Below are 24079 nucleotides of genomic sequence, written 5' to 3' on the forward strand. Positions count from 1 at the left end.
ACTTGACGCGGAACGACCACAGGGAAACCGGGCAGCGGGTGGATCGTTGCGCGCCACGGCGCACGGCCTACGGCGCACCACCCGTCGCACACCGTCGCACCGCCCCGGAGCAGACGTCCGCGACCGTACGTGTCCGAGACACTCCGACACGTAACCAACTGCGAACACGACCCGTTGGAGGGGGCATGGGCTTCACAATCGGCGGCATCCGGGACCTGCGCTCGAGCTCTCGGCGCCGAGGCCGCGCGTCCGAGTACGCGACGACGGTCGCGGAGTACACCGGCCTGTGGGGCTGGGACGTGGTCCCGGGCGCCCGGGCCTCGCGCGGGGGCCGGGTGGTCTGCTCGTGCGGAGCCGCCGACTGCCCCTCCCCCGGCGCCCACCCCCTCCCCTTCGCCTCACCGGTCCCCGCGGGCTCCACGCTGGACGAGGCCGCGGCCGCCTGGGCGGAGGTGCCGGGCGCGGCCGTGCTGCTGCCGGTGGGGCGCTCCTTCGACGTGCTGGAGGTCGCGGAGGCGGCCGGGCGGCACGCCCTGGCCCGGCTGGAGCGGATGGGGGTGCCGCTGGGCCCCGTGGCCCTCACCCCGGACGGCCGCGCGCTGTTCCTCGTCGCCCCCGGCGCGGCCGCGGAGCTCCCCCAGCTGCTCTACCGCATGGGGTGGGACGACGCCCGGCTCGATCTGCGCGGCCTGGGCCGCGGCGACCACATCACGGCCCCGCCGTCGGACTACGCGGGCCTGGGGCCGATGCGCTGGCTGCTGCCGCCCGCCCTCGACACGGCGGGCTGCCCCCCGGAGGCCCGCCTGCTGCTGGGGACGCTGGCGTATGTGTGCCACCGGTCCGCCGGCGCCTAGCCGGTTCCGGCCGGGCCGGTTCGGGGTGCGGAGCCCGTTCGGGTCGGCCCTGCGGATGGCCGGGTGCGGGCACGTCCGGGTGCGGGACCGGTCCTGACCAGGCCGGGTGGCGGCCGGGTGCGGGTACAGGTGAGCCCCGTCGCGGTCTCCGTCGCGACGGGGCTCCTTGGGGTCGTTGCGGCCGTCGGCTAGTCGCCGATCAGCGCGTCGACGAACGCCTCCGGCTCGAACGGCGCGAGGTCGTCCGCGCCCTCGCCGAGGCCGACGAGCTTGACCGGCACGCCCAGCTGGCGCTGGACCTGGACGATGATGCCGCCCTTGGCCGTACCGTCGAGCTTGGTGAGGACGACACCGGTGATGTCGACCACCTCGGCGAAGACCCGGGCCTGGACCAGGCCGTTCTGGCCGGTGGTGGCGTCGAGGACCAGCAGCACCTCGTCGACCGAGCCGTGCTTCTCCACGACGCGCTTGACCTTGCCGAGCTCGTCCATCAGACCGGTCTTGGTGTGGAGCCGGCCGGCGGTGTCGATGAGCACGACGTCCGCGTTCTCGGCGATGCCCTCCTTGACCGCGTCGAAGGCGATCGACGCCGGGTCGCCGCCCTCGGGGCCGCGGACCGTGCGGGCGCCCACGCGCTCGCCCCAGGTCTGGAGCTGATCGGCGGCGGCGGCACGGAAGGTGTCGGCCGCGCCCAGGACGACGGACTTGCCGTCGGCGACGAGCACCCGGGCGAGCTTGCCGGTGGTGGTGGTCTTGCCGACGCCGTTGACGCCGACGACCATCACGACGCCGGGCTTCTCCTCGCCGTTCGTCCCCACACCGGGCTCGGTGTGGACACTGCGGTCGGCTTCGGTGCCGATCAGGGTGAGCAGCTCCTCGCGCAGCAGGCCGCGCAGCTCCTCGGGGGTACGGGTGCCGAGGACCTTGACGCGCTCGCGCAGGCGCTCGACCAGCTCCTGGGTGGGGGCGACGCCCACATCCGCGGTGAGAAGGGTGTCCTCGATCTCCTCCCAGGTGTCCTCGTCGAGGTGCTCACGGGACAGCAGGGTCAGCAGACCCTTGCCGAGGGAGTTCTGGGAACGGGAGAGACGGGCCCGCAGCCGCACCAGCCGGCCGGCGGTGGGCTCGGGAACCTCGATCTCGGGTTCGGCCGGCGCGGGAGCCTCGGCAACCGGCTCCGGCTCGACGACGGGAGCGGTCTCCTCCGGGGCGGGGGCGGCCTCGGGGAGCTCGACCTCCTCCACGGTGCGGCGGGTTTCCGGCCGCGGGGTCTCGGCCTCCTCGCCGACGTGCGGTTCGGCGGGCGGCGCGGTGACGGACGGGCTGCTCGGCGGAGCGGGGGGCAGCGCTTTCTTCTTGCGACTGCTGACCACGAGCCCGCTGATCGCGCCCAGCGCGACCACGGCGATGACTACAGCAAGGATGACGATGTCCATAACGCCCCCCAGTATCCGGCACCTGCGCTCGAGGGCGCTGCGGCGCCTTCGAACGGGGCGTGTTCGTGCTTTTCCACAAGGACCAATGGCACTAACCGGCTAAAGTTAGATCAAAGTACGATGGCGTGGGTTCGCGCGACGCGCGTAGAGTCCCAACGTCCCTTTCTGCCCAGGCCCCGCCCTGCAATTCCCCCACACGGAGCCCCCGATATGGCCCCCACCATGGACAACGCTGCCGAAGGCGCCAACGTGTCCAGCACCGACGGCGCCGCGAGCGCCGTCGAGACCCGAGGTATCGAGCCGGTACCCGACAACGAACGGCACGGCCGGGTCCGGGAGCTCTTCCCGACCTGGGTGGCCGCCAACATCAGTGTGCTGCTGCTCACCATGGGCGCGGCACTGGTGGTCTTCAACAAGCTGAACTTCTGGCAGGTCCTGATCGTCGCGGCGTGCGCCGCGCTCGTGTCGTTCGGCCTGGTCGGCGTCGTCTCCGTGTCGGGCAAGTGGGGCGGCGCGCCCGGCGCGATGCTCTCCCGGGCCACCTTCGGTGTACGCGGCAACCTCTTCCCGGGCGCGATCCTGTGGGTCGCCCGCTTCGGCTGGGAGACGATCAACGCGGTCACCGGCGCGTACGCGGTGCTGACCGTGCTCGATCTGGTCTTCGGCGTGAAGAGCAACAACGTGCTGATCGTGATCACGCTGTTCGTCTTCGTCGCCTGCACGTTCCTGGTGAGCGGCATGGGCCGCAAGGTGCTCAACGTCTGCAACACGTGGTCGACGTACCTCTTCGGCGTCTTCAGCGTGCTGGTGCTCGGCTACCTGATCGTCCACATCAAGTGGGACGACGTCTTCTCCAAGCCCGCGGGCACCACCGCCATGATGATCGCCGGCATCGGCACGATCGCCGCGGGCGGCATCAGCTGGGTGCCCACCGGCCCCGACTTCGCCCGCTACCTGCCGCACGCCGCCTCCGGCAAGAAGATCGCGGGTGTCACGGTCTCCGGCGCCGGCATGGTGATGGTCCCCATGGTGCTGATGGGCGCGGTGATGGCCGTGGCCACACCGGGCCTCGCCGACGCGCCGGACCCGGTCTCCTTCCTCGGTGACCTCCTGCCGACGTGGCTCGCCGTGCCCTACCTGATCACCGCGATCGTCGGCATGCTGCTGATCAACTCCCTGTCGATGTACTCGGCCGGCTTCACCGCCCAGACGATGGGCGTCAAGCTGCCGCGCGCGCTGGCCGTGAGCATCAACGCCGCGATCTCGCTGATCGGCGGTCTGCTGCTGATGCTGGTCGCGAAGAGCTTCCTGAGCTCGTTCATCACCTTCCTGATCCTGCTGGCCGTCTCCTTCTCGGCCTGGATCGGCGTCTACGTGGTCGACATGGCCCGGCGCAAGAAGCGGGCCGTCCGCTACGACGCCGAGGCGCTCATGAACACCGGCCGTACCAGCAAGTACTGGTACGTGGGCGGCTTCTGCTGGCAGGCGATGACGGCCTGGGCCGTCGCCCTGATCGCGGGCATCGCCTTCACCAAGTGCGACTGGTTCGCCGGTCCGCTGTCGGGGACGTTCGTCGGCAAGTACGGGCTGGGCTGGGCGGCGACGATCGTGATCTCGGCGGCGGTCATGGCACTGCTGCCGGCGCCGCGTGAGGTTTCGGCGGAGTCGCCGGAGTCGCTCCCGGAGCGGGAGAAGGTCGCCGCGTAAGCTGCGCGACAACGCGCGGAGGGCCCCCTTTGGGGGCCCTTTTCGCGTTTCCGGGTTCAGTCGGCTTTCCGGCTCGCCGCCGTGGGGGTTTTCCGCGCCTTCGGCGCGGTTCTACCCCACCCACCCGCCCGATTGCCCGGCACTGATTGCCCGGGTAGGGGGCGGGGGTAGGGGGTCAGGGCAGGGGGGCGTCCCCGGGCGTCCCTGGGTGCCCCCGGTGGGGTGACGTGAGGGGGCGGGGTGGGGTGGATGGGTCCTTGCGGAGCGTAAAGAGCTCTTCGCCGCTAGGGCCAAGTACGGGGTACCCCGTACCGAAGTGGCAGGCACCGCGAAGAGCTCAGCCCCGTAAGGGCCCGTCCGCCCCCCCCCGCCCCCGACCCACCCACCGAACCGCCACCCAGCGCGCGCAAAGCGAAAGGGTGCTGCCCCGGCCGACAAGGCCGGGGCAGCACCCTTCGAGGAGAAAGGCGGCGGGGGGGGGGTTAGCCCATCTCCTCCAGCGCCTTGCCCTTGGTCTCCTTCACGAACTTGAGCACGAAGGGAATCGAGAGCACGGCGAAGACCGCGTAGATGACATACGCACCCGACAGGTTCCAGTCCGCCAGGCTCGGGAAGCTGGCCGTGATGGCCCAGTTCGCGACCCACTGCGCGGACGCGGCCACACCGAGCGCGGCGGCGCGGATGCGGTTGGGGAACATCTCGCCCAGGAAGACCCAGACCACGACGCCCCAGGAGAGCGCGAAGAAGAGGACGAACGCGTGGGCCGCGACGAGGGCGACCGTGCCCTGCGTGGTGGGCAGGGTGCCGTCCGCCGTCTTGGAGGCGAAGGCCCAGGCCTCGAGGGCGAGGGAGACGGCCATGCCGACGGAGCCGACGAGCGCGAGCGGCTTACGGCCGATCCGGTCGACGAGGATCATCGCGATCACGGTGCCGACGATGTTGATGATCGACGTGGTGAAGCTGTAGAAGAACGAGCTCTCCGGGTTGACGCCGACGGACTGCCACAGCGTCGAGGAGTAGTAGAACGCGACGTTGATGCCGACGAACTGCTGGAAGACGGAGAGGCCGATGCCGACCCAGACGATGGGCAGGAGGCCGAAGCGGCCGCCGAGGAGGTCCTTGAAGGTGGACTTCTCCTCGCTGTGCATCGCGTGCTCGATCTCGGCGACGCGCTTGTCGACGTCGACGGTGTGACCCTCGACCTCGGCCAGGATCTCCTTGGCCTTGTCGGTCTTGCCGACGGAGATCAGGAAGCGGGGGGACTCGGGGATGGCGAAGGAGAGCAGGCCGTAGAGGACGGCCGGGACGACCATGACGCCGAGCATGAGCTGCCAGGCCTCGATGCCCAGGACCTTGCCGCGCTGCTCACCGTTGGCGGCGTTGAGGATGCCCCAGTTGACCAGCTGCGAGACGGCGATGCCGACGACGATCGCGGCCTGCTGGAAGGCGCCGAGGCGGCCGCGGTAGGCCGGCGGGGAGACCTCGGCGATGTAGGCCGGGCCGATGACGGAGGCCATGCCGATGGCCATGCCGCCCAGGACGCGCCAGAAGGCGAGGTCGTAGAGCGAGAAGGGCAGGGCCGAGCCCACGGCGCTGATGGTGAAGAGCGTCGCGGAGATCTGCATGACGCGGATGCGGCCGATGCGGTCGGCGAGCTTGCCCGCGACGGCGGCACCGACGGCACAGCCGATCAGCGCGATGGCGATGACCTGGGCCAGGGCGGCGGAACCGATGTCGTACTTCCCGCGGATGCCCTCGACCGCGCCGTTGATCACGGAGCTGTCGTAGCCGAAGAGGAAGCCACCCATGGCCGCGGCCGCGGTGATGAAGATGACGTGGCCGAGGTGGTCCGGCTGGGCCTTGCGGCCCTCGGACCCCTGCGCCGTCGCAGTGCTGGTCAAGGTTTTCTCCTGGGCCCGGCCACGTTGCCGGGAGTGGGGGGCGGCCTTTCCCGTGGGACAGATCCAGTGGGACACAAGATCAAGGGGGTCACCACGTGAAGGCGCGAGCGTCGTGGGAGACCCTATGTCTTCAATTTTCTAAGTCAATAGGTTGTGATGAAGAAGTTTCCGGGGCGTTTCCCCAGCGTTGGCTTCAATAGTTGAATCGATCTTGGCTAGTGAAGCCGCTGGCTGATCACCTTTGACACTCCGTCGCCCTGCATCGACACTCCGTAGAGCGCGTCGGCGACTTCCATGGTCCGTTTCTGGTGCGTGATCACAATCAGCTGGGAGCTCTCCTGGAGTTCCCTCATGATCCCGATCAGCCGCTGGAGATTGGTGTCGTCCAGGGCAGCCTCGACCTCGTCCATGACATAGAACGGGCTCGGCCGGGCCTTGAAGATGGCGACGAGGAGGGCGACCGCGGTCAGGGAGCGCTCGCCGCCCGACAGCAGGGACAGCCGCTTCACCTTCTTGCCGGGCGGCCGGGCCTCCACGTCCACACCCGTCGCCAGCATGTCGTCCGGGTCGGTGAGCACCAGGCGGCCCTCGCCACCGGGGAAGAGCCGGGAGAAGACACCCTCGAACTCCCGGGCCGTGTCGTGGTAGGCGGCGGTGAAGACCTCCTCGACCCGCCTGTCGACGTCCTTCACGACCTGCAACAGATCCGCCCGGGTCTTCTTGAGGTCCTCCAGCTGCTCGGAGAGGAACTGGTGGCGCTCCTCCAGCGCCGCGAACTCCTCCAGGGCGAGCGGGTTGACCTTGCCCAGCTGCTGGTACGCGCGTTCGGCGGCCTTGAGGCGCTTCTCCTGGGCGGCCCGGTCGTAGGGCACGGGACGGTTGCGCGGGTGCTCCGGGTCGTCGGGGAGCTGCTCGCCCTCGGCCGGGGGCGAGGGCGGTACGGGCTGGTCGGGCCCGTACTCGGCGATCAGGACGGCCGGCTCCACGCCCAGCTCCTCCAGGGCCCTGGCCTCCAGCTGCTCGATGCGCAGCCGCTTCTCCGCGCCGAGGACCTCGCCCCGGTGGACCGAGTCCGTGAGCTTGTCCAGCTCCGTCTTCAGGACCCGGGAGCGGTCGCGCTCGGCGGTCAGCTCCGCCTCGCGGTCGGCCTTCGCCCGCTCGGCGCGCCCCCGCTCCTCGTCCGCGCGCAGCAGCGAGACCTCCACATGGGCCAGGAGCTGGCGGGCACCGGACGCGACGGCCCCGGCGACCCGGGCCTCGTGCGCCAGCCGGGCGCGGCGCCCCTCGGCGCGGGCGCGTGCCTCGCGTTCGGCGCGGGCCGCGCGGTCGAGGCCGTCCGCCCGGCCGGCGAGCGCCTTGACCCGCTCCTCGTGGGTACGGACCTGGAGGCGGGCCTCCATCTCGGTCTGCCGCGCGTTGGCTCCGTCGGCGGCGAGGCGGTCGCGGACGGAGGTGTCGGGTTCGTCCGTGCCGTGCTCGTCGTCGAGCTCCTCGGCCGCCGCGAGCCGGGCGGCGAGCTCCTCGGCCTCCTCGGTGGCCGCCGCGAGCGCCTCCTCGGCGCGCGCGACCGCCGCGGCCGTGCGCTCGGCCTCGCCGGCCGCCGCCCTGGCCTGCCCGGCGAGACGGCCGAGCGCCTGGGCGGTCCGGGACTTCTCCCGGTCGGCGTCGGTACGGCGGGCGGCCAGCTCCTCGACGAGGGCGGCCGCGGCCGCGCGGCGCTCCTCGGCCGTGTGCCGGGCCTCGGCGAGTCCGGCGCAGCGGGTGGTCAGCCCGGTCAGCTCGGCGGTCGCCTCGTCCACCGCCGCCTGGGTCTCCAGGAGGCTGGGGGCACCGCCGGAGCCGCCCTGGGCGAGGTGGGCGCCGAGGAGATCGCCGTCGGCGGTGACCGCGGTGCGCTCGGGATGGGCGCGGACGAGGGCCTCGGCGTCGTCGAGGGTGTCGACGACGACGATGCCGCGCAGCAGCCGGCGGACGGCGGGCATCAGGTCGTCGGGGCCGCTCACCAGGGCGGCGGCCGGGCGGGCGCCGCCGGGGGCGTTCTCGGGGAGTGACGTTCCTTCCGAGGGACCGGCCGAGGGGCCGATAGAGGGTCCGGCGAGCAGGAGGGTGGCCCGGCCCGCGTCCTCCTTCTTCAGCAGGCGCAGCGCCTCGACCGCGGCGGTGGGGCCGGTGACGGCGATCGCGTCGGCCGCCGTGCCCAGGGCGGCGGCGACGGGGAGCTCGTACCCAGGGGTGACGGTCAGGAGCGCGGCGGCCGGGCCGAGGAGTCCGGTCAGTCGTTCCCGCGCGCTCAGCAGCGCTCCGGTGCCGTCCTTGCGGCGCAGGCCGAGGGCGAGGGCGTCACGGCGGGCGGTGACGGCGGCGCGTCGGCGGTCGGCCGCGGCGGCCTCCTCGCGGGCGGCGTCGAGGGCGGCCTCGGCGGCGGTCAGAGCGGCCCTGGCCGCGTCGTGGCGGGCGGTGAGCTCGGCGTCGTCGGCGGCGGTGCCGTCGGCCTCGGCCTGGTGGCGTTCGTACTCCTCCTGAGCGGCGGCGGCGCGCTCGGCGGCCTCTTGGTGGGCGGCCGCGAGGCGGCCGATCTCGGCCTCGGCGGAGGTGGCGCGGCCGCGGGCGGCGGTGACCCTGCCCTGGAGCCGGGCGAGGTGTTCGCGGCGGTCGGCGATGGCGCGGGCGGCGTCCTTGAGGCGGCGTTCCTCCTCGGCGAGGCGGCGTTCGAGCTCGGCGCGGTGGCTACTGGTGTCCTCCAGGGCGTGGCCGGCGGCCTCCAGCGCGGCTTCGAGCTCGGCCTCCTGTTCCCGGACGCGGGCGGCCTCGCGTTCCTGGTCCTCCGGGTCGCGGCCCCGGCGTTCCTCGGCGGGGGCGGAGGTGGCGCTGGTGACGCGGGCGTCGGCGAGGCCGACCGTGCCGCGGACGCGTTCGGCGAGCCGGGAGAGTTCGTGCCAGGTCTGCTGGGCGCGGGCGAGGCGCGGGGCGAGCTCACGGACGTGCTCCTCGAGTGCGGCCTCGCGCCGGGCGGCGGCCAGCAGTTCCGTCTCGGCGGCCTCCTTGCGGGCCTTGAGGGCGGCCTCGTCGGCGATCTCGGCGCGCAGGGCCTCGCGGAGGACGACCAGGTCGTCGGCGAGCAGGCGGAGCCGGGCGTCGCGCAGGTCGGCCTGGATGACGGCGGCGCGGCGGGCGACGGCGGCCTGCCGGCCGAGCGGTTTGAGCTGGCGGCGCAGTTCGTCGGTGAGGTCCTGGACGCGGGCGAGGTTGGCCTTCATCGCGTCGAGTTTCCGCAGCGCCTTCTCCTTGCGCTTGCGGTGTTTGAGGACGCCGGCGGCCTCCTCGATGAAGGCGCGGCGGCCCTGGGGGTCGGCGTGGAGGACGGAGTCGAGCTGGCCCTGGCCGACGATGACGTGCATCTCGCGGCCGATGCCGGAGTCGGAGAGCAGTTCCTGGATGTCGAGCAGCCGGCAGGTGTCGCCGTTGATCTGGTACTCGCTGCCGCCGTTGCGGAACATGATCCGCGTGATGGTGACTTCGGCGTAGTCGATGGGGAGGGCACCGTCGGAGTTGTCGATGGTGAGGGAGACCTCGGCGCGGCCCAGCGGGGGGCGGCCGGTCGTCCCGGCGAAGATGACGTCCTCCATCTTGCCGCCGCGCAGGGACTTGGCGCCCTGCTCGCCCATGACCCAGGAGAGCGCGTCCACGACATTGGACTTCCCCGAGCCGTTGGGGCCGACGACACAGGTGATCCCGGGCTCGAAGCGCAGCGTGGTGGCGGAGGCGAAGGATTTGAAGCCGCGCAGGGTCAGGCTCTTGAGGTGCACGCGGAAGGAGTCTAGCGGCCGTACGGCGCACGGAGCCGTCCCGCGCGCCGTGCTGGCGCGCCGCCTTTAACAATGGGTTTCACCCGGGAATCTTCAGGGCACACCATGCGTGAGGCGACGTCGCGGTGGAACGGGGGGACGGGGGACACGACCGGATACGACGAAGGGACGCCGAAGCGTCCCTTGCTTGTGCGAATCTCCAGCGGCTGACGGTACAGCCCGACCGGGCCCCCGGGGCAGGGCACGTGGTCAGGCGAGCGCAGGCTCCGCCTTCGATACGTCGATGCTGTCGAGCAGCGAGTCACCGCGGTGAGCGGCGGCAGCCAGCGCGTCATTCTCGGCCTGCATCCGGATGAGCTCGGATTCAAGGTCCTGGACACGCTGCTGGAGCCGTCGCATCTCGGAGAGGACTCGGGGGTCGGAGCCGCCGACGTAACCGAGAAGCGCCTTTGCCATGATGGATGGTCCTCCACACTGAGTGACCGACCGAAGCGGTGTGGGTCGTGAGGGATTCGCACCCGCGGTGTCTGCCATCACTACTGCGGTGTTCCAATGCCAAACAGCTAAGGTGCGCGGGGCTTCCAGAGTCTCACCAAATGGTTTGACGGTCAACACGATCACACCCCGTATCCGCAGGCGTCCCAGGGGTGCGCGCGGGTTTATCCGCGCCGCATTTCCGCGCCCGGGGCCCGAGAGGGCGTAGAGATCATCCGTTGACAGGCAGCCTTGCACGATGCGGCCCGGTTGGCAACCATCAGGCGATTTCCCGCCCCCACATATGCCATTGGCATATGTGGGGGACATCGCTCCTTGTGTGATTCCCGGGAAAATCGAGCCGATATCCGATTTTCCGGCGGTCGGGTCAGCGGATCTCGAAACCGTCGTATCCACCCCTGGGCGTACCCCAGATCTCGGTGACACCGTCCACCCGCCCGGGCGTGTCGCCGACCCGCAGCCAGTCGAGCAGTCGTTCGCAGCCCTGGCGGGAGCCCTCGGCGACGACCTGCACCCGGCCGTCGGAGAGATTGGAGGCGAAGCCGATCAGGTCACCGATCCGCAAGGCATTGGCCCGAGTGAACCAACGAAAGCCCACACCCTGCACATGTCCACGGACCCACGCCGTGAGACGAACATTGTCGTTCATGTCTGCACGTTAACCGGCCAATTACATAAGCAGCACTTCGGCCCACCGTCCCGTGCCGTACAGTCGCGGCCGAATAAGGCTCCCCCGTACGAGTGATGCACTTCGGCGCCGAACACAAGGAAGGCAGCGGATGGGTCGCCATCGACGCTCTGCCCGTGCGACCGCTGACGAGGCGGTGGCGAATGCCCGGCAGGCCCGGGCTCCCCTGACGAGCGAGACGGCCGGAGTGTTCGAGCCCGAGGATCCGGCCGAGGCGGTCACCCAGCCCATTCCCATCGTCCGCCCCAACCCCACCGGCACCGGTCGCCACCGCAGCCCCCACCGGGCCAAGCCCAAGGCGGGCCGGGCGCCCAAGGCGGGCGCCGCCACGGCGGGCCGGGGCGGCGGAAAGCCCCCCAAACCCGCGCCGCCGGCCCGGCGGGCCGGGCTGCTCGGCGCGTCGGCGGCCGTGGCGATGGGCGCGGTCGCGATGGTCTCCGGTCTGCTGCCCAGCGGGGCCTTCCCGCCGGGCGGCGAGCCGCACTCCCCCGGCTCCGGCAGCAGCGGCCACGTGCTGGCCGACGCCCCGCCCGAGACACCACCCGAGGCACCGGCGTCCCCGCCGCGGCGCGACGGCCGGGCCGACGCCCCGCCGGACCGGGCGGACGGGCACGACGGCCCGGCCCCGGCCCTGGAGGCCCGTCCGGAGCGCGACACGGCGGCACCCCCGGAGGCGTCCGGCCCAGCGGCATCCGGCCCGGTCGCGGCGGCGGCGCCCCGGAACGCCCAGGCGGACCGGAGCGCCCAGGCGGAGCCGGTGAGCGCGCCCGGGCGCGGCAACGCCCCGGTGAACCGGGCCGCCGAGCGGCCCCCGGCCTCCTCCGGCGCCCCGGCCGACGCGCGCCCCGAGGGCCCGGCCCGCACCGCCGTCCCCGGTCGGCGCCCGGCCCCACCGGCACCCGGCACCCCCCGGCGGCCCGCGACGCACGAGCACACCGAGCACACCGATCACGATCCCGACGACGACCTGGGTGCGCTGCCCGGCACGCTGGCGGACACCCGGTCGTCCGCCGCGCATCTGGTGCTCTCCCTGGTCAACGCCGAGCGGGCGAAGGCAGGCTGCCGCCCCCTGCGGGTCAGCGGCAAGCTCAGCCGGCTGGCCCAGTCGTTCAGCGACGACATGGCCCGGCGGGGCTTCTTCGACCACACCGACCCGGACGGCCGGACCCCCTGGGACCGGGCCGCCCGGCGCGGCATCAACAACCTCGGCGGGGAGAACATCGCCCGCGGCCACCCCGACGCCCACACCGTGATGGAGGCCTGGATGCGCAGCAGCGGCCACCGGGCGAACATCCTCAACTGCGACTACCGCAGCATCGGCGTAGGAGTGCACCACGGGGGCAACGGCCCCTACTGGACGCAGGACTTCGGCTACTGACCCGGCGCCGCGACGCACCGCTGCCCCGGCCGTACGGCGGTACGGCCGGGGCAGCGGCGTCCGGTGGCCGCGCGGTGTCACGCGGCGGCGCGGGGTCGGGCGAAAGCGCTGGATCGGGCAAAGGCGCCGGATCGGGCGGCGGCCCGGGATCAGGCGGAGGCGCGGCCCGCCACATAGATCCGGGTCTGCTCGGCGACGCGGCGGCCCAGCAGCTCGGCGGTGGCTATGTCCGCCTTGTGGACGCCCTCGGGGCCCTGGTCGTTGTCGGTCTGGGCGCCGGCGCCGAGGAAGAAGCCGAGGCGGTTGATGTCGTTCTCGGAGGCGGTGGAGCTGTTCCAGCCCGGCATCGCGCCGAGGCCGACCCAGTGCATGCCGTGCTGGGCGGCGAGGACGGTGAAGAACTGGAGGGTGTGGAGCTTGTCACCGCTCTTGGAGGCGGAGTTGGTGAAGCCGGCCGCGATCTTGTCCTGCCAGGCGCGGGTGAACCAGCGCTTGGACGTCGCCTCGGCGAAGACGTGGAAGGCGCCCGAGGCGGTGCCCATGTAGGTGGGCGAGCCGAAGACGATCGCGTCGGAGGCGTCGAGGAGCTCCCACTGCGCGTCGGTGATCTCGGCGACGTTGATCAGGTGGACGGTCGCCCCGGTCTCGGCGGCACCGGCGCGGACGGCCTCGGCGAGGACGGCGGTGTGGCCGAAGCCGGAGTGGTAGGCGATGGCGACGACGGGCGTGGTCACGATGGGCTCCTGGAGAAGCTGGTTGCGCTGACTGGGTGACCAAAGGAAAGCACTAACTTTTGGTTAGCGCAACCCTTTGGATAGCGCTGCGCGAGAGTATGGTGTTCTCATGACGACGATCGACGGCATCGACGGCACGGACGAGCAACTGCCCTTCGACGTCTTCGCCCGCAACTGCCCTTCGCGCGAAACCCTGGGGCATGTCACCGGCCGCTGGGGCGCCCTGACCCTCGGCGCCCTGCGCGAGGACACGCTGCGCTTCAACGAGCTGCGGCGGCGGGTGGAGGGCGTCAGCGAGAAGATGCTGTCGCAGACGCTCCACGCGCTGGAGCGTGATGGTCTCGTGCACCGGGAGGCGCAGCCCACCAATCCGCCGCGCGTCGATTACCGGCTGACGCCGCTGGGTCGCGACGTGACCGGGCGACTGATGGGGCTCATCGAGCTCCTTGAGGAGCGCATGCCCGAGGTACTGGCCGCGCGGCAGCGGTACGACGGCGGGCGCTGAGCGCTCCGCTGAGGTCTGGTACGTCGTCTGCGGGTGCGTCGTGGCTGGTCGCGCAGTTCCCCGCGCCCCTTCGGGGCACCCGGTCAGCGCGGCGGGCGCTGGCAGCGGGGGCAGAAGTAGCTGGAGCGGTTCATCCAGGGCCGGCGGCGAATGGGCGTGCCGCAGCGGCGGCACGGCTCGTCCTCACGGCCGTACGCGTCCAGGGAGCGGTCGAAGTAGCCCGACTCGCCGTTCACATTGACGTAGAGGCTGTCGAAGCTGGTGCCGCCCACCGCGAGGGCCTCGTTCATGACCTCGCGGATGTGGGTGAGCAGCTCGGCCGTGCGCGGGCGGGTGAGGCTCGCGGTCGGGCGCTCGTAGTGGAGCCGGGTGCGCCACAGCGCCTCGTCGGCGTAGATGTTGCCCACGCCGCTGATCAGCGACTGGTCGAGCAGGGCGCGTTTGATCGTCGTCCGGCGGCCGCGCAGCGCGGTGTGGAAGGCGGCGTCGTCGAAGGCCTCGTCGAGGGGGTCGCGGGCGATGTGCGCGATCACGTCGGGCAGCCCGTCGGGGTCGCCCTCCACGGTGTCGTGCAGCGAGAGCCCGCCGAAGGTGCGCTGGTCGACGAAGCGCAGCTCGGTCGCGGTGGCGTCGGCGAAACGGACGCGGACCCGCAGGTGCTTCTCGTCCGGGGAGCCCTGCGGCTGGACGAGCAGCTGGCCGCTCATGCCGAGGTGGGCGAGGACGGCCTGGGTGGGGGCATCCGTCCCGGTGAGGGGTTCCAGCGGCAGCCAGAGGTACTTTCCGCGGCGGCGCGCGGGGCCCAGCCGGTGGCCGGTCAGCCGGGCGGCGAAGTCGTCCGGCCCCGCCGGGTGGCGGCGGATCGCCCGGGGGTGGAGGACCTCCACGGCGGCGACGACACGGCCGGAGATCCAGCGCTCCAGACCCCGTCGGACGACCTCGACCTCGGGCAACTCCGGCACGGTGCTCCTTGATGAAGGCGAAGAAAAAGGAAAAGGTCCGGGCCGCGGTGCTCTCGCACCGCGGCCCGGACCGTTGTTCTCAGTTGGAGCTCTCGCCCGGCATCGCGCCGGACTCGGCGGCGGCCTTCTCGGCCGCCACGCGGGCTTCCGCCGCGCTGTTGATGGCGCGCCAGGCGGACTCCGCCGCCTGTTGCTCCGCTTCCTTCTTGCTGCGGCCGGTGCCGGTGCCGTACGCGACACCACCGACGCGGGCAGCAGCCGTGAAGGTCTTCTCGTGATCGGGACCCGTCTCCGTGACGAGGTACTCCGGAACGCCGAGACCCTCGGTGGCGGTCAGCTCCTGGAGGCTGGTCTTCCAGTCCAGGCCGGCGCCAAGGTTCGAGGACTTCTCGATCAGCGGGTCGAAGAGCCGGTGCACCAGCTCCGCGGCCGCGTCGAGGCCCTGGTCGAGGTAGACCGCACCGATGACGGCCTCCAGGGTGTCCGCGAGGATGGACGCCTTGTCCCGGCCGCCGGTGCCCTCTTCACCCCGGCCGAGCCGGATGAAGGAGCCCAGGTCCAGGCCCCGGCCGACTTCGGCCAGCGCCCGTGAGTTGACCACCGCGGCGCGCAGCTTGGCGAGCTGGCCCTCGGGGAGGTCCGGGTGGATGCGGTACAGCGTGTCGGTGACCACCAGGCCCAGGACGGAGTCCCCGAGGAACTCCAGCCGTTCGTTGGTGGGCAGCCCGCCGTTCTCGTAGGCGTAGGACCGGTGCGTCAGCGCACGCACCAGAAGGGCGGACTCGAGTGTGTACCCGAGCCGCCCTTCCAGAAGCGTGTGGGACGAGGCCGTGTCCGCCGACGCCTTCTTCGGCGCTGTGGCGTCTGACATGAAGCCTGTCACCCGCCGATCAGACCGCGAGGACCTGGCGCTTGTTGTAGGTGCCGCAGCTGGGGCACGCGATGTGCTGCTGCTTCGGCTCGTGGCAGCGCTCGCACGCCACCAGGGGGGTGACCGCAGCCTTCCACTGCGACCGGCGGTGGCGCGTGTTGCTGCGCGACATCTTCCGCTTCGGAACAGCCACGGCTACTTCTCCTGTGTGTCATCCCCGCCGGAGCGGGGTGCGTTGTCCGTCTCGCCGGCCGTCTCGGATCCGGCGAGTCCCTTCAGTGCCGCCCAACGAATGTCGACGGACTCGTGGTGGTGGTCCGGGTCGTCCGCCAGCCGCTCTCCGCATTCGGAGCACAGGCCGGGGCAGTCGTCCTGGCACACCGGCTGCAGCGGCAGTGCGAGCACCACCGCGTCACGCAGCACGGGTTCGAGGTCGAACAGGTCGTCCTCGAGGTGGAGGATGTCCTCCTCATCGTCCTCGGCGTCGTCGTCCGTGGCCACGATGCGGCCCCGGGCGTCGGCGTCGGGGTAGGAGTACATCTCCTGGAAGTCCGCTTCAAACTCTCGCTCGAGCGGCTCCAGACACCTTACGCACTCCCCGGTGAGCGGCGCACGGGCGGTGCCTGTGACAAGCACCCCTTCCATGACCGACTCAAGGCGGAGGTCGAGCTCCACCGCCGCGCCCTCGGCCACGCCGATGACCTCGATACCGAGATCGCGCGGGGCGGGGACGGAGCGGGAAACCCTCTTCAGCGCACCGGGACGCCGGCCCAGCTCGCGCGTATCGAACACGAGAGGGTTGCGGGGGTCAAGGCGGGCGTTCAGGGCTTCCTGCTTTCTACGCTGCGGTGGCGGCGGCCCCGGGTGCACGGGGCACGGAGGGCAGCCTGGATCGCGGACGTACACGCGACCGAAGAGCCAGGATACTGGACGGCCGCCCGTGGGCCCAATCCGCACCCGGCGACGGCCGCCGGAGCGGGGTCAGCGGCCCTGCTCGTACTCGCGGAGCCGGTTCAGGTCGATCATCGAGGTGTCGAAGAAGCTGGTCTCGTCGAGGGCGCCCGCCGCCCGGGGCTGGTGCCCGTCGGCCGGGTAGCCGGCGGCGGTCCCGTAGCCGTGGCCGAGGTCCGTGCCGTGGCCCGCCCCCTGCCCCTGGTCCGGGGCCTGCCAGGCGTACGGGTCGGCCTGCTGGTAACCGCCGGGGACGGCGTACGGGTCGGCCTGCGGCGGGTACTGCGCGGCCTGCTGGGGGTAGCCGTAGGGGTCCTGCCCGCCGTAGCCCCCGGCGGGGACGGTGTAGTCGCTCCAGACGGGCTGCTGCGGGACCTGGGGCGGCTCGGGGGCCCGGTGGGCCTCCCTGGGCGCCCTGGGTGCGACCAGGGGTTCTTGCGGGCCGCCGGCGAGCTCGGCGAGGAAGTCGGCGTCGCTGGTGGGGCGGCCGGCGGCGATGCCGTCGTGGGCGGCCAGATGGGCGCCCAGCTCGTCGACGGGGCGGGCCCCGAGCAGCTTCTCCCGGCCCCGGCCGACGGCCTCCAGGGCCTTGGCCAGCACGGCCGAGACGGCACCCAGCTTGACGTCCACATAGGCGTCGGCGCTCTGCCGCTGGGTCCGGGGGTCGGTGCTGCGCTCCGGGGCGTCGTGGGCCAGGCCCTCGGGGTCGTGGCCGTCGCCGTCGAGGCCGAGGAGCTTCTCGCGGCCCCGGTCGACGGAGCCGATGGTCTTGGTGAGGACGACCTCGAAATTGGCGAGGGTGCTGTCGACGTAGTCGTCGGCGCCGGCGCGGATCTCCTCGGCCTCCCGGCGGGCCTCCTCGAGGATGCGGTCGGCCTCCTCGCGGGACTGGCGGGCGACCTCGGTGTCGGAGATCAGCGAGCCGCGCTGGGCCCGGGCCGAGGCGAGGATCGCCTCGGCCTCCTCGTGCGCCCGGGCGACGAGCTGCTCCCGGTCGCCGATGAGCTCGCGCGCCTGGGCCAGCGAGCCGGGCAGGGCGGCGCGCACCTCCTCCAGGAGGGCGAGCAGCTCGGCCCGGTTGACCACACAGGAGGCCGACATGGGCAGGGACCGGGCGCCGGTGACGGTCGTGACGATCTCGTCGAGTCTCTTCTGGACGTCCACCGTGACGCTCGCCGCCTTCTCGCATTCCGGGGTGGCCTGGTGGCCGATGGGAACGAACGGGGACGACTGTACGGCCGGCGGCCCCCGGCCGACAGCTACTGACGATCAGTCAGAGTCGGACCGCTGGACGAGGCGCTTCTTGAGGGCCTCCAGCACCAGCGGCGGCACCAGGTGGGAGACGTCGCCGCCCCACGCCGCGACCTCCTTGACCAGGCTGGAGGAGAGGAAGCTGTAGGTGGGGTTGGTGGGGACGAAGAGGGTCTCGACGCCCGAGAGGCCGTTGTTCATCTGGGCCATCTGGAGCTCGTAGTCGAAGTCGCTGACCGCCCGCAGGCCCTTGACGATGGCCGGGATGTCGCGCTCCTTGCAGAAGTCGACGAGCAGGCCGTGATGGGACTCCACCTGGACGTTGCCGTACTCGGCGGTGACCTGGCGGAGGAGTTCTATCCGCTCGTCGACGGTGAACAGGCCCTTCTTGGACTTGTTGACCATCACGGCGACGTGCACGACGTCGTACAGCTTCGAAGCGCGGGCGATGATGTCGAGGTGCCCATTGGTGACGGGGTCGAACGACCCCGGACAGACGGCGCGGCGCAACGGTGTTTCCTCGCTCTCCGGTCCATTCATGACGTGCCTGATCCCGTGGTGTCGGCAGTGCACGGCGAAGCGGCGTGACCGTACCAAAGCGTCCCCTCGCCGTAGCGACGGGCCCTCAGTGCGTCGAAACCCTCCGGCCAGCGGAATTCCCCGCCCCTGGTGCTGCGCTCCACAGTGACGAGCGCGTCCTCGGCCAGCCAGCCCCTGTCCCTGAGTGTGAGGAGGATCTCTCGGAGATCGTCGTCGGTCACCACGTAGGGCGGGTCGAGGAAGACCACGTCGTACGGCAGGGCGGGCGGCGGCCCGGCCACGACCTGCTCGGCCTTGCCGCCGCGCACCTCGGCGCCGGGCAGGCCGACCACGCGGACGTTGTCCTGGATGACGCGCAGGGCGCGGGCGTCCGCCTCGACGAGGAGGGTGTGGGCGGCGCCCCGGGAGAGCGCCTCCAGGCCGACGGCGCCGGAGCCGCCGTAGAGGTCCAGCACGCGTGCGCCGTCGAGGGTGCCGAGGAAGGACGTCCAGGTGGAGAACAGGCCCTCGCGCGCCCGGTCGGAGGTGGGGCGGGTGCCGGTGCCGGGCGGTACGGCCAGGCGGCGTCCGCCGGCGCGGCCGGCGATCACGCGGGTCATGGTCTCGGGAGTCCTTCGGCGGTGGGTGACACGGTGCGGCGGTGGCCGCACCGACAGCGTATGGCGTCGGCGCCGCGACGTCCGCCCGGCCCTCGCCCGACGCGTCAGCCCTTGTCCAGGAACTCCTCCCGCTCCTTGTCCAGCAGGGCGTCGAGGGCGGTGCGCAGCTCGGGCAGCCGGGCGAGCTCGGGGTCGGCGGCGACGACCGCGGCGGCCTCCTCGCGGGCGGCCGCGATGATCTCCTCGTCGTCGATGACGGTGAGCATCCGCAAGGAGGAGCGGACGCCGGACTGCGCCTGGCCGAGGACGTCGCCCTCGCGGCGCTGCTCCAGGTCGATGCGGGAGAGCTCGAAGCCGTCGAGGGTGGCGGCGACCGCGCCGAGCCGGGCCCGGGCCGGGCTGGCCTCCGGCATCTCGCTGACCAGCAGGCAGAGCCCGGGGGCCGAGCCACGGCCGACGCGGCCGCGCAGCTGGTGGAGCTGGGAGACGCCGAACCGGTCGGCGTCCATGATCACCATCGCGGTGGAGTTGGGCACGTTCACCCCGACCTCGATGACGGTGGTGGCGACCAGGACGTCGACCTCGCCCGCCGCGAAGCGGCGCATCACCTCGTCCTTGGCGTCGGGCTGCATCCGCCCGTGCAGCACCTCCACGCGCAGCCCGGCCAGGGGCCCCCGGGAGAGCTCCTCTGCGACGTCGAGCACGGCCAGCGGGGGGCGGCGCTCGGCGGCGTCCTCGGCGGACTCGGCGGACTTCTTCCTGGGGGCGTCCTCCTCGTCGCCGATGCGGGGGCAGACGACGTACGCCTGGTGGCCGCCCTGGACCTCCTCGCGGACCCGTTCCCAGGCGCGGGCCAGGAAGTGCGGCTTGTCCTTGGCGGGCACCACATGGGTGGCGATGGGCGAGCGCCCGGCGGGCAGCTGGTCCAGGACGGAGGTCTCCAGGTCGCCGAAGACGGTCATGGCGACGGTGCGCGGGATGGGGGTGGCGGTCATCACCAGCAGATGCGGCGGTTGCTTGCCCTTGGAGCGCAGGGCGTCGCGCTGCTCGACGCCGAAGCGGTGCTGTTCGTCGACGACGACCAGGCCCAGGTCGTGGAACTGGACCTTGTCCTCGATCAGGGCGTGCGTCCCGACGACGACGCCCGCCTCACCGGTGACCAGGTCGAGCAGCGCCGCCCGGCGCGCGGCGGTGCCCATGGAGCCGGTCAGCAGCACGACCTTGGTGCCCTGCTCGGCCCCGCCGAGCATCCCGCCCTCGGCGAGCTCGCCCATCATCTCGGTGATCGACCGGTGGTGCTGCTGGGCGAGGACCTCGGTGGGGGCGAGCATGGCCGCCTGGCCGCCCGCGTCCACGACGGCGAGCATCGCGCGCAGGGCGACCATGGTCTTGCCGCTGCCGACCTCGCCCTGGAGCAGCCGGTGCATGGGGTGCTCGGTGGCCAGGTCGTCGAAGATCTCGGCGGAGACCTTCCGCTGGCCGTCGGTGAGGGTGAAGGGCAGCTTGGCATCGAAGGCGTCCAGCAGGCCGCCGGGCGCGGGCTTGCGGGCCACGGCGGGCAACTGGGAGTCGGCGTGCCTGCGGCGGGCGAGGGCGACCTGGAGGACGAACGCCTCGTCCCACTTCAGCCGGGAGCGGGCCTCCTCGATGTCCGTCCTGGCCCGGGGCCGGTGGATCTTGCGGAGGGCCTCCGGGAGCTCGACCAGGCCGCGGCCCTCGCGCAGCGCGGGCGGCAGCGGGTCCACCACGGCCTCCCAGCCGGTGGCCTCCATCGAGGCGAGCACGACGTCGACCGCGTTGGAGATCTTCCAGGACTCCATCTTGGAGCAGGCCGGGTAGAGCGGGATCAGCTGGTCGGCCCAGGCCTTGGCGGCGGAGGCGTCGCTGTCGCCGCCGAGCATCTCGTAGGCGGGGTGGGAGAGCTGGCGGATGTTGCGGAACGTGCCGACCTTGCCGGCGAACATGCCGCGCCGGCCGGGAACGAGCTCCTTTTGGTGGTGGTAGATCGACCGGCCGAAGAAGACCAGCTGGAGTCTGCCGCTGCCGTCGGTGACGGTCACCTCCAGCCGCTGGCCCCGGCCCTGGTTGAACTTGTGCACCCGGGCGTCGGAGACCTGCGCGACGACCGTGACGTGCTCGTCGAGCGGCAGGTCGGCGAGCCGGGTGAGCTCGCCGCGCTCGGCGTAGCGGCGCGGGTAGTGGTGCAGCAGGTCGCCGACCGTGTGCAGGTCGAGGTGCTCGGCCATCACCTTCGCGGTGGTGCCGCCGAGCGTCTTCTTCAGGGGTTCTTCCAGCGCGGGCACGGGTCCATTGCACACCACGGCGCTGACAACGGGGCCCGTGCGGCGCCACGGGCACGGTTCATTCGATGCCGATGATCAGCCGGGCGGCGTGCTGCCCGCCCCGGTAGACCACGGTGTCCACGGCCAGGTGGCCGCCGCGCACGTGCCGCTGGAGGCGGTCGGCGACGGTGTCGGGCACGTCCGCGCCGAGTACGAGCGTGACCATCTCGCCGCCCGCCGCGAGCATCCGGTCCAGCACGGTCTCGGCGGTGGCGGCGAGCTCCGCGCCGATGACGGCCACGTCGCCGTCGATGAGGCCGAGGACGTCCCCGGCCTGGCAGACGCCCGCCATGGTCCACGACTGCCGCTCGGCCACGACGAGCTCCGCGTGGCGGGTGGCCCCGGCGGCGGAGGTCATGGCCACGACGTCCTCGTCGAAGCGGCGGCCGGGCTCGTGGACGGCGAGGGCGGCGATGCCCTGGACCGGGGAGCGGGTGGGGATGAGGGCGACCCGCACGCCCTCGGCGCGGGCCTGCTCGGCGGCCGCGGCGGCGGTGTGGCGCAGGTCCGCGTCGTTGGGCAGCAGCACCACCTCGCGCGCGTGGGCGCGCCGGACGGCCTGCACCAGCTCTCCGCTCGCGGGCGGCTCCCCCGGCCGTGCGGTGACGACGGTCGCGCCGGCCTCGGCGCACAGCGCCGCCAGGCCCTCGCCCGGTACGACCGCGACGACGGCCCGCTGGACGGGCTCATGGACCCGGGTGCGCTCGATGGCGGCGGAGCCGAAGTGGGTGATGCGGACGCGGTACGGGCGTCCCGCGTCGATGCCCGCCTCGACGGCGGCGCCGGCGTCGTCCACGTGCACATGGACGTTCCACAGGCCGTCCCCGCCGACGACGACGAGGGACTCGCCCAGCGCGTCGAGGCGGGTCCGCAGCCGGGCGACGGCCGGGTCGTCCGCCTCCAGCAGGTAGATCACCTCGAAGGCGGGCCCGTCGCCCGCCGGGACGTCCGCGCCGCCGGCCTCGGCCGGGCAGCCCCCTGCGAGCCAGTCGTGGGCGGCGCGGTCGGGCGCGGCGGCGGCCCGTGCCACGGCGCCGGGGCCGCCCGTCAGGGCGGTCACGAGCGCGCCCAGCACCTCCACGAGGCCCTTGCCGCCCGCGTCGACCACGCCCGCCCGCCCGAGGACCTCCAGCTGGCAGGGGGTGGCCGCCAGGGCCGTCAGGGCGCCCTGGTGGGCGGCGCGGGCGACGGCCGGGCCGTCGCCGGGGGTGACCTCGGCGGCCTCGGCGGCGGCCGTGGCGACCGACAGCACGGTGCCCTCGACGGGGCGGGCGACGCCCTCGTACGCCGACTCGACCGCGCGGCGCAGGGCGCGGCGCAGCAGGGCCGCGTCGTCGCGCCGCTCCTCGCCGGCGGGGGCGGCCAGGACCTCGGCCATGCCACGCAGCAGCTGCGCCAGGATCGTCCCGGAGTTGCCGCGGGCTCCTATGAGCGCGCCGTGGGCCATCGCCCGGACGGCCTCGGCCAGGCCCGGGCGGGAGCCGGGGCCGCCGGTGGCGTGGCCGTCGAAGACGGCGTCGACGGCGCGGGCGGCGGACTCGACGGTCAGGTAGAGGTTGGTGCCGGTGTCGCCGTCCGCGACGGGATAGACGTTGATCGCGTCGATCTCCTCGCGGGCCCCGCCGAGCGCGTCGAGCGCCAGGGCGCACCAGGCGCGTACCGCATCGGCGTCGAGCTGGTGCGGCACGTGGGTCCTCCTCGGACGACGGGACTGGGCTGGGGGAAGCGCTGGAGCAGACTAGTCCCGCGCGGGGGCCCGGGGGGGGCGGGCCGGGCGGGTTCGGGGCCGGTCATGGTAGTTTCGTTGTCCAGGAGCGGTCGTTGTATGCTGCTCCGGTTGCCTGATGAGAATCAGGCCAATCCCCCTGGCAAGCCAGTCACCTACGACCCGGCACGCCGGGATTTCCCGTAAGTGCATCTGAAGTCTTTGGAGTGACCCGTGGCTGCCAACTGCGACGTCTGCGGCAAGGGGCCGGGCTTCGGCAACAACATTTCGCACTCGCACCGCCGTACGTCCCGTCGCTGGAACCCGAACATCCAGCGTGTGCGTGCCGTGGTCGGTCGGACGCCGAAGCGCCTCAATGTCTGCACCTCGTGCATCAAGGCCGGCAAGGTCTCGCGCTAACTAGCTAGTAGCGCGGCAGCCTCGCCGCCCCTTGAAAAGCCGGTTCCCTTCGGGGGGCCGGCTTTTTGCCGTGCGCGGGTTTCTTCCGGGGGCTCCGCCCCCGGACCCGCGGTCCTCAAACGCCGGACGGGCTGATTTCAGCCCATCCACCCGTGGTCCACCGGGCCGATGCCGCCGCCCAGGGCGAACCCCGCCGCGATCGCGCCGGTGACGTACGACTTCGCCTCCGCGACCGCCTCCGGCACGGAGACCCCCTTCGCGAGGCCCGCCGCGATCGCGCTCGCCAGCGTGCACCCCGTCCCGTGCGTGTGCCGGTTGTCGTGGCGCGGGGCACGGAACCAGTGCTCCTCCGCCCCGTCCGTCAGGAAGTCCACCGCGTCGCCCTCGAGGTGGCCGCCCTTGATCAGCGCCCAGCGCGGCCCGTACGACAGCACGGCGTCCGCCGCGCGGCGCAGGCCCGCCTCGGAGGACACCTGGACGCCCGTCAGCCAGGCGACCTCGTCCAGGTTGGGGGTGGCGACCGTCGCGGCCGGCAGGAGCTTCGTGCGGACCGCGTCGCGCGCGGAGGCGGCCAGCAGGGCGTCGCCGTGCTTGGAGATGCCGACGGGGTCGACGACGACGGGGGCCGTCACCTCGCCCAGGAGGGCGGCCACGGTCTCCACGAGCTCCGCCGAGGCGAGCATGCCGGTCTTCACGGCCTCCACCCCGATGTCGTCCACGACGCTGCGGAACTGGGCCCGTACCGCCTCGGCGGGCAGCGGCCAGGCGCCCTGGACGCCGAGGGAGTTCTGCGCGGTCACCGCCGTGACCACGCTCATGCCGTGGGTGCCGAGGGCGAGCATCGTCTTCAGGTCGGCCTGGATGCCCGCACCGCCGCCGGAGTCGGATCCGGCGACGGTCAGCACGCGGGGCGGGGGTATGCGCATGCGCGCAA

Annotated in this window: 21 protein-coding genes; 5 read left to right on the top strand and 16 right to left on the bottom strand. The window is 72.6% G+C overall.

The features are described 5' to 3' along the window. Positions 1-185 precede the first annotated feature (185 nt). The gene (locus ACFYZR_RS09950) at positions 186-854 is read left to right on the top strand and encodes a bifunctional DNA primase/polymerase (protein WP_391907609.1); all 669 of its coding nucleotides are present in this window, start codon (positions 186-188) and stop codon (positions 852-854) included. 188 nt (positions 855-1042) lie between these two features. Here the strand turns inward: ACFYZR_RS09950 and ftsY are convergent, their stop codons facing one another. Further along, positions 1043-2290 carry a signal recognition particle-docking protein FtsY gene (gene ftsY, locus ACFYZR_RS09955; protein ID WP_391907612.1) on the bottom strand — a complete coding sequence of 416 codons (1248 nt, stop codon included), beginning with the start codon at positions 2288-2290 and terminating at the stop codon, positions 1043-1045. Between the two features lie 222 nt (positions 2291-2512). Here ftsY and ACFYZR_RS09960 point away from each other — a divergent pair, with 222 nt between their 5' ends. Further along, positions 2513-3997: a purine-cytosine permease family protein gene (locus ACFYZR_RS09960; protein WP_391907615.1), complete on the top strand. Its 1485-nt coding sequence runs from the start codon at positions 2513-2515 to the stop codon at positions 3995-3997. 482 nt (positions 3998-4479) lie between these two features. On the opposite strand, the gene ACFYZR_RS09965 is transcribed toward ACFYZR_RS09960, so the two are convergent. The 4 genes from ACFYZR_RS09965 to ACFYZR_RS09980 all read right to left on the bottom strand — a co-directional run bounded on the left by ACFYZR_RS09965 (position 4480) and on the right by ACFYZR_RS09980 (position 10848). Beyond that, the gene (locus ACFYZR_RS09965; protein WP_391907618.1) at positions 4480-5898 is read right to left on the bottom strand and encodes a sugar porter family MFS transporter; all 1419 of its coding nucleotides are present in this window, start codon (positions 5896-5898) and stop codon (positions 4480-4482) included. A gap of 215 nt (positions 5899-6113) precedes the next feature. After that, the gene (gene smc, locus ACFYZR_RS09970; protein ID WP_391907621.1) at positions 6114-9704 is read right to left on the bottom strand and encodes a chromosome segregation protein SMC; all 3591 of its coding nucleotides are present in this window, start codon (positions 9702-9704) and stop codon (positions 6114-6116) included. Between the two features lie 249 nt (positions 9705-9953). Beyond that, positions 9954-10160 (bottom strand): hypothetical protein, encoded by a 207-nt coding sequence (locus ACFYZR_RS09975; protein WP_391907624.1) that lies wholly within the window; start codon positions 10158-10160, stop codon positions 9954-9956. A gap of 406 nt (positions 10161-10566) precedes the next feature. Then, positions 10567-10848 (bottom strand): acylphosphatase, encoded by a 282-nt coding sequence (locus ACFYZR_RS09980; protein WP_391907627.1) that lies wholly within the window; start codon positions 10846-10848, stop codon positions 10567-10569. 130 nt (positions 10849-10978) lie between these two features. Here ACFYZR_RS09980 and ACFYZR_RS09985 point away from each other — a divergent pair, with 130 nt between their 5' ends. Then, positions 10979-12265, top strand: coding sequence for a CAP domain-containing protein (locus tag ACFYZR_RS09985; protein ID WP_391907630.1), 1287 nt, complete (start codon positions 10979-10981; stop codon positions 12263-12265). Between the two features lie 149 nt (positions 12266-12414). Here ACFYZR_RS09985 and ACFYZR_RS09990 read toward each other — a convergent pair whose 3' ends face one another. After that, positions 12415-12999 (bottom strand): flavodoxin family protein, encoded by a 585-nt coding sequence (locus ACFYZR_RS09990; protein ID WP_391907634.1) that lies wholly within the window; start codon positions 12997-12999, stop codon positions 12415-12417. Positions 13000-13108: 109 nt separating this feature from the next. Here ACFYZR_RS09990 and ACFYZR_RS09995 point away from each other — a divergent pair, with 109 nt between their 5' ends. Beyond that, positions 13109-13504, top strand: coding sequence for a winged helix-turn-helix transcriptional regulator (locus tag ACFYZR_RS09995; RefSeq protein WP_391907637.1), 396 nt, complete (start codon positions 13109-13111; stop codon positions 13502-13504). An 83-nt stretch (positions 13505-13587) separates the two neighbouring features. On the opposite strand, the gene mutM is transcribed toward ACFYZR_RS09995, so the two are convergent. From mutM to ACFYZR_RS10040, 9 genes are all read right to left on the bottom strand, one after another. Next, positions 13588-14466: a bifunctional DNA-formamidopyrimidine glycosylase/DNA-(apurinic or apyrimidinic site) lyase gene (gene mutM, locus ACFYZR_RS10000; RefSeq protein WP_391907640.1), complete on the bottom strand. Its 879-nt coding sequence runs from the start codon at positions 14464-14466 to the stop codon at positions 13588-13590. Positions 14467-14545: 79 nt separating this feature from the next. After that, the gene (rnc, locus tag ACFYZR_RS10005) at positions 14546-15337 is read right to left on the bottom strand and encodes a ribonuclease III (RefSeq protein WP_391907643.1); all 792 of its coding nucleotides are present in this window, start codon (positions 15335-15337) and stop codon (positions 14546-14548) included. A gap of 19 nt (positions 15338-15356) precedes the next feature. Beyond that, a complete protein-coding gene (gene rpmF / locus ACFYZR_RS10010) occupies positions 15357-15530 on the bottom strand; it encodes a 50S ribosomal protein L32 (RefSeq protein WP_086575354.1) in 174 nt (57 codons plus the stop codon). A gap of 2 nt (positions 15531-15532) precedes the next feature. Further along, positions 15533-16129 (bottom strand): YceD family protein, encoded by a 597-nt coding sequence (locus ACFYZR_RS10015; RefSeq protein ID WP_391907646.1) that lies wholly within the window; start codon positions 16127-16129, stop codon positions 15533-15535. 189 nt (positions 16130-16318) lie between these two features. Next, a complete protein-coding gene (locus ACFYZR_RS10020) occupies positions 16319-17452 on the bottom strand; it encodes a cell division initiation protein (RefSeq protein WP_391907649.1) in 1134 nt (377 codons plus the stop codon). 105 nt (positions 17453-17557) lie between these two features. Beyond that, positions 17558-18049 carry a pantetheine-phosphate adenylyltransferase gene (coaD, locus tag ACFYZR_RS10025; RefSeq protein ID WP_391908539.1) on the bottom strand — a complete coding sequence of 164 codons (492 nt, stop codon included), beginning with the start codon at positions 18047-18049 and terminating at the stop codon, positions 17558-17560. Positions 18050-18075: 26 nt separating this feature from the next. Beyond that, a complete protein-coding gene (rsmD, locus tag ACFYZR_RS10030; RefSeq protein ID WP_391907652.1) occupies positions 18076-18678 on the bottom strand; it encodes a 16S rRNA (guanine(966)-N(2))-methyltransferase RsmD in 603 nt (200 codons plus the stop codon). 104 nt (positions 18679-18782) lie between these two features. Continuing rightward, a complete protein-coding gene (gene recG / locus ACFYZR_RS10035; RefSeq protein ID WP_391908542.1) occupies positions 18783-20924 on the bottom strand; it encodes an ATP-dependent DNA helicase RecG in 2142 nt (713 codons plus the stop codon). A gap of 115 nt (positions 20925-21039) precedes the next feature. Then, a complete protein-coding gene (locus tag ACFYZR_RS10040) occupies positions 21040-22707 on the bottom strand; it encodes a DAK2 domain-containing protein (protein ID WP_391907655.1) in 1668 nt (555 codons plus the stop codon). Between the two features lie 252 nt (positions 22708-22959). Between ACFYZR_RS10040 and rpmB the strand changes: the two genes are divergently transcribed. Next, positions 22960-23145 carry a 50S ribosomal protein L28 gene (gene rpmB, locus ACFYZR_RS10045; RefSeq protein WP_003957616.1) on the top strand — a complete coding sequence of 62 codons (186 nt, stop codon included), beginning with the start codon at positions 22960-22962 and terminating at the stop codon, positions 23143-23145. Positions 23146-23282: 137 nt separating this feature from the next. On the opposite strand, the gene thiD is transcribed toward rpmB, so the two are convergent. Then, the gene (gene thiD / locus ACFYZR_RS10050; protein WP_391907658.1) at positions 23283-24071 is read right to left on the bottom strand and encodes a bifunctional hydroxymethylpyrimidine kinase/phosphomethylpyrimidine kinase; all 789 of its coding nucleotides are present in this window, start codon (positions 24069-24071) and stop codon (positions 23283-23285) included. Positions 24072-24079 lie beyond the last annotated feature (8 nt).

The sequence above is a fragment of the Streptomyces sp. NPDC001678 genome, assembly GCF_042892945.1.
In the GTDB taxonomy this organism is placed as follows: domain Bacteria; phylum Actinomycetota; class Actinomycetes; order Streptomycetales; family Streptomycetaceae; genus Streptomyces.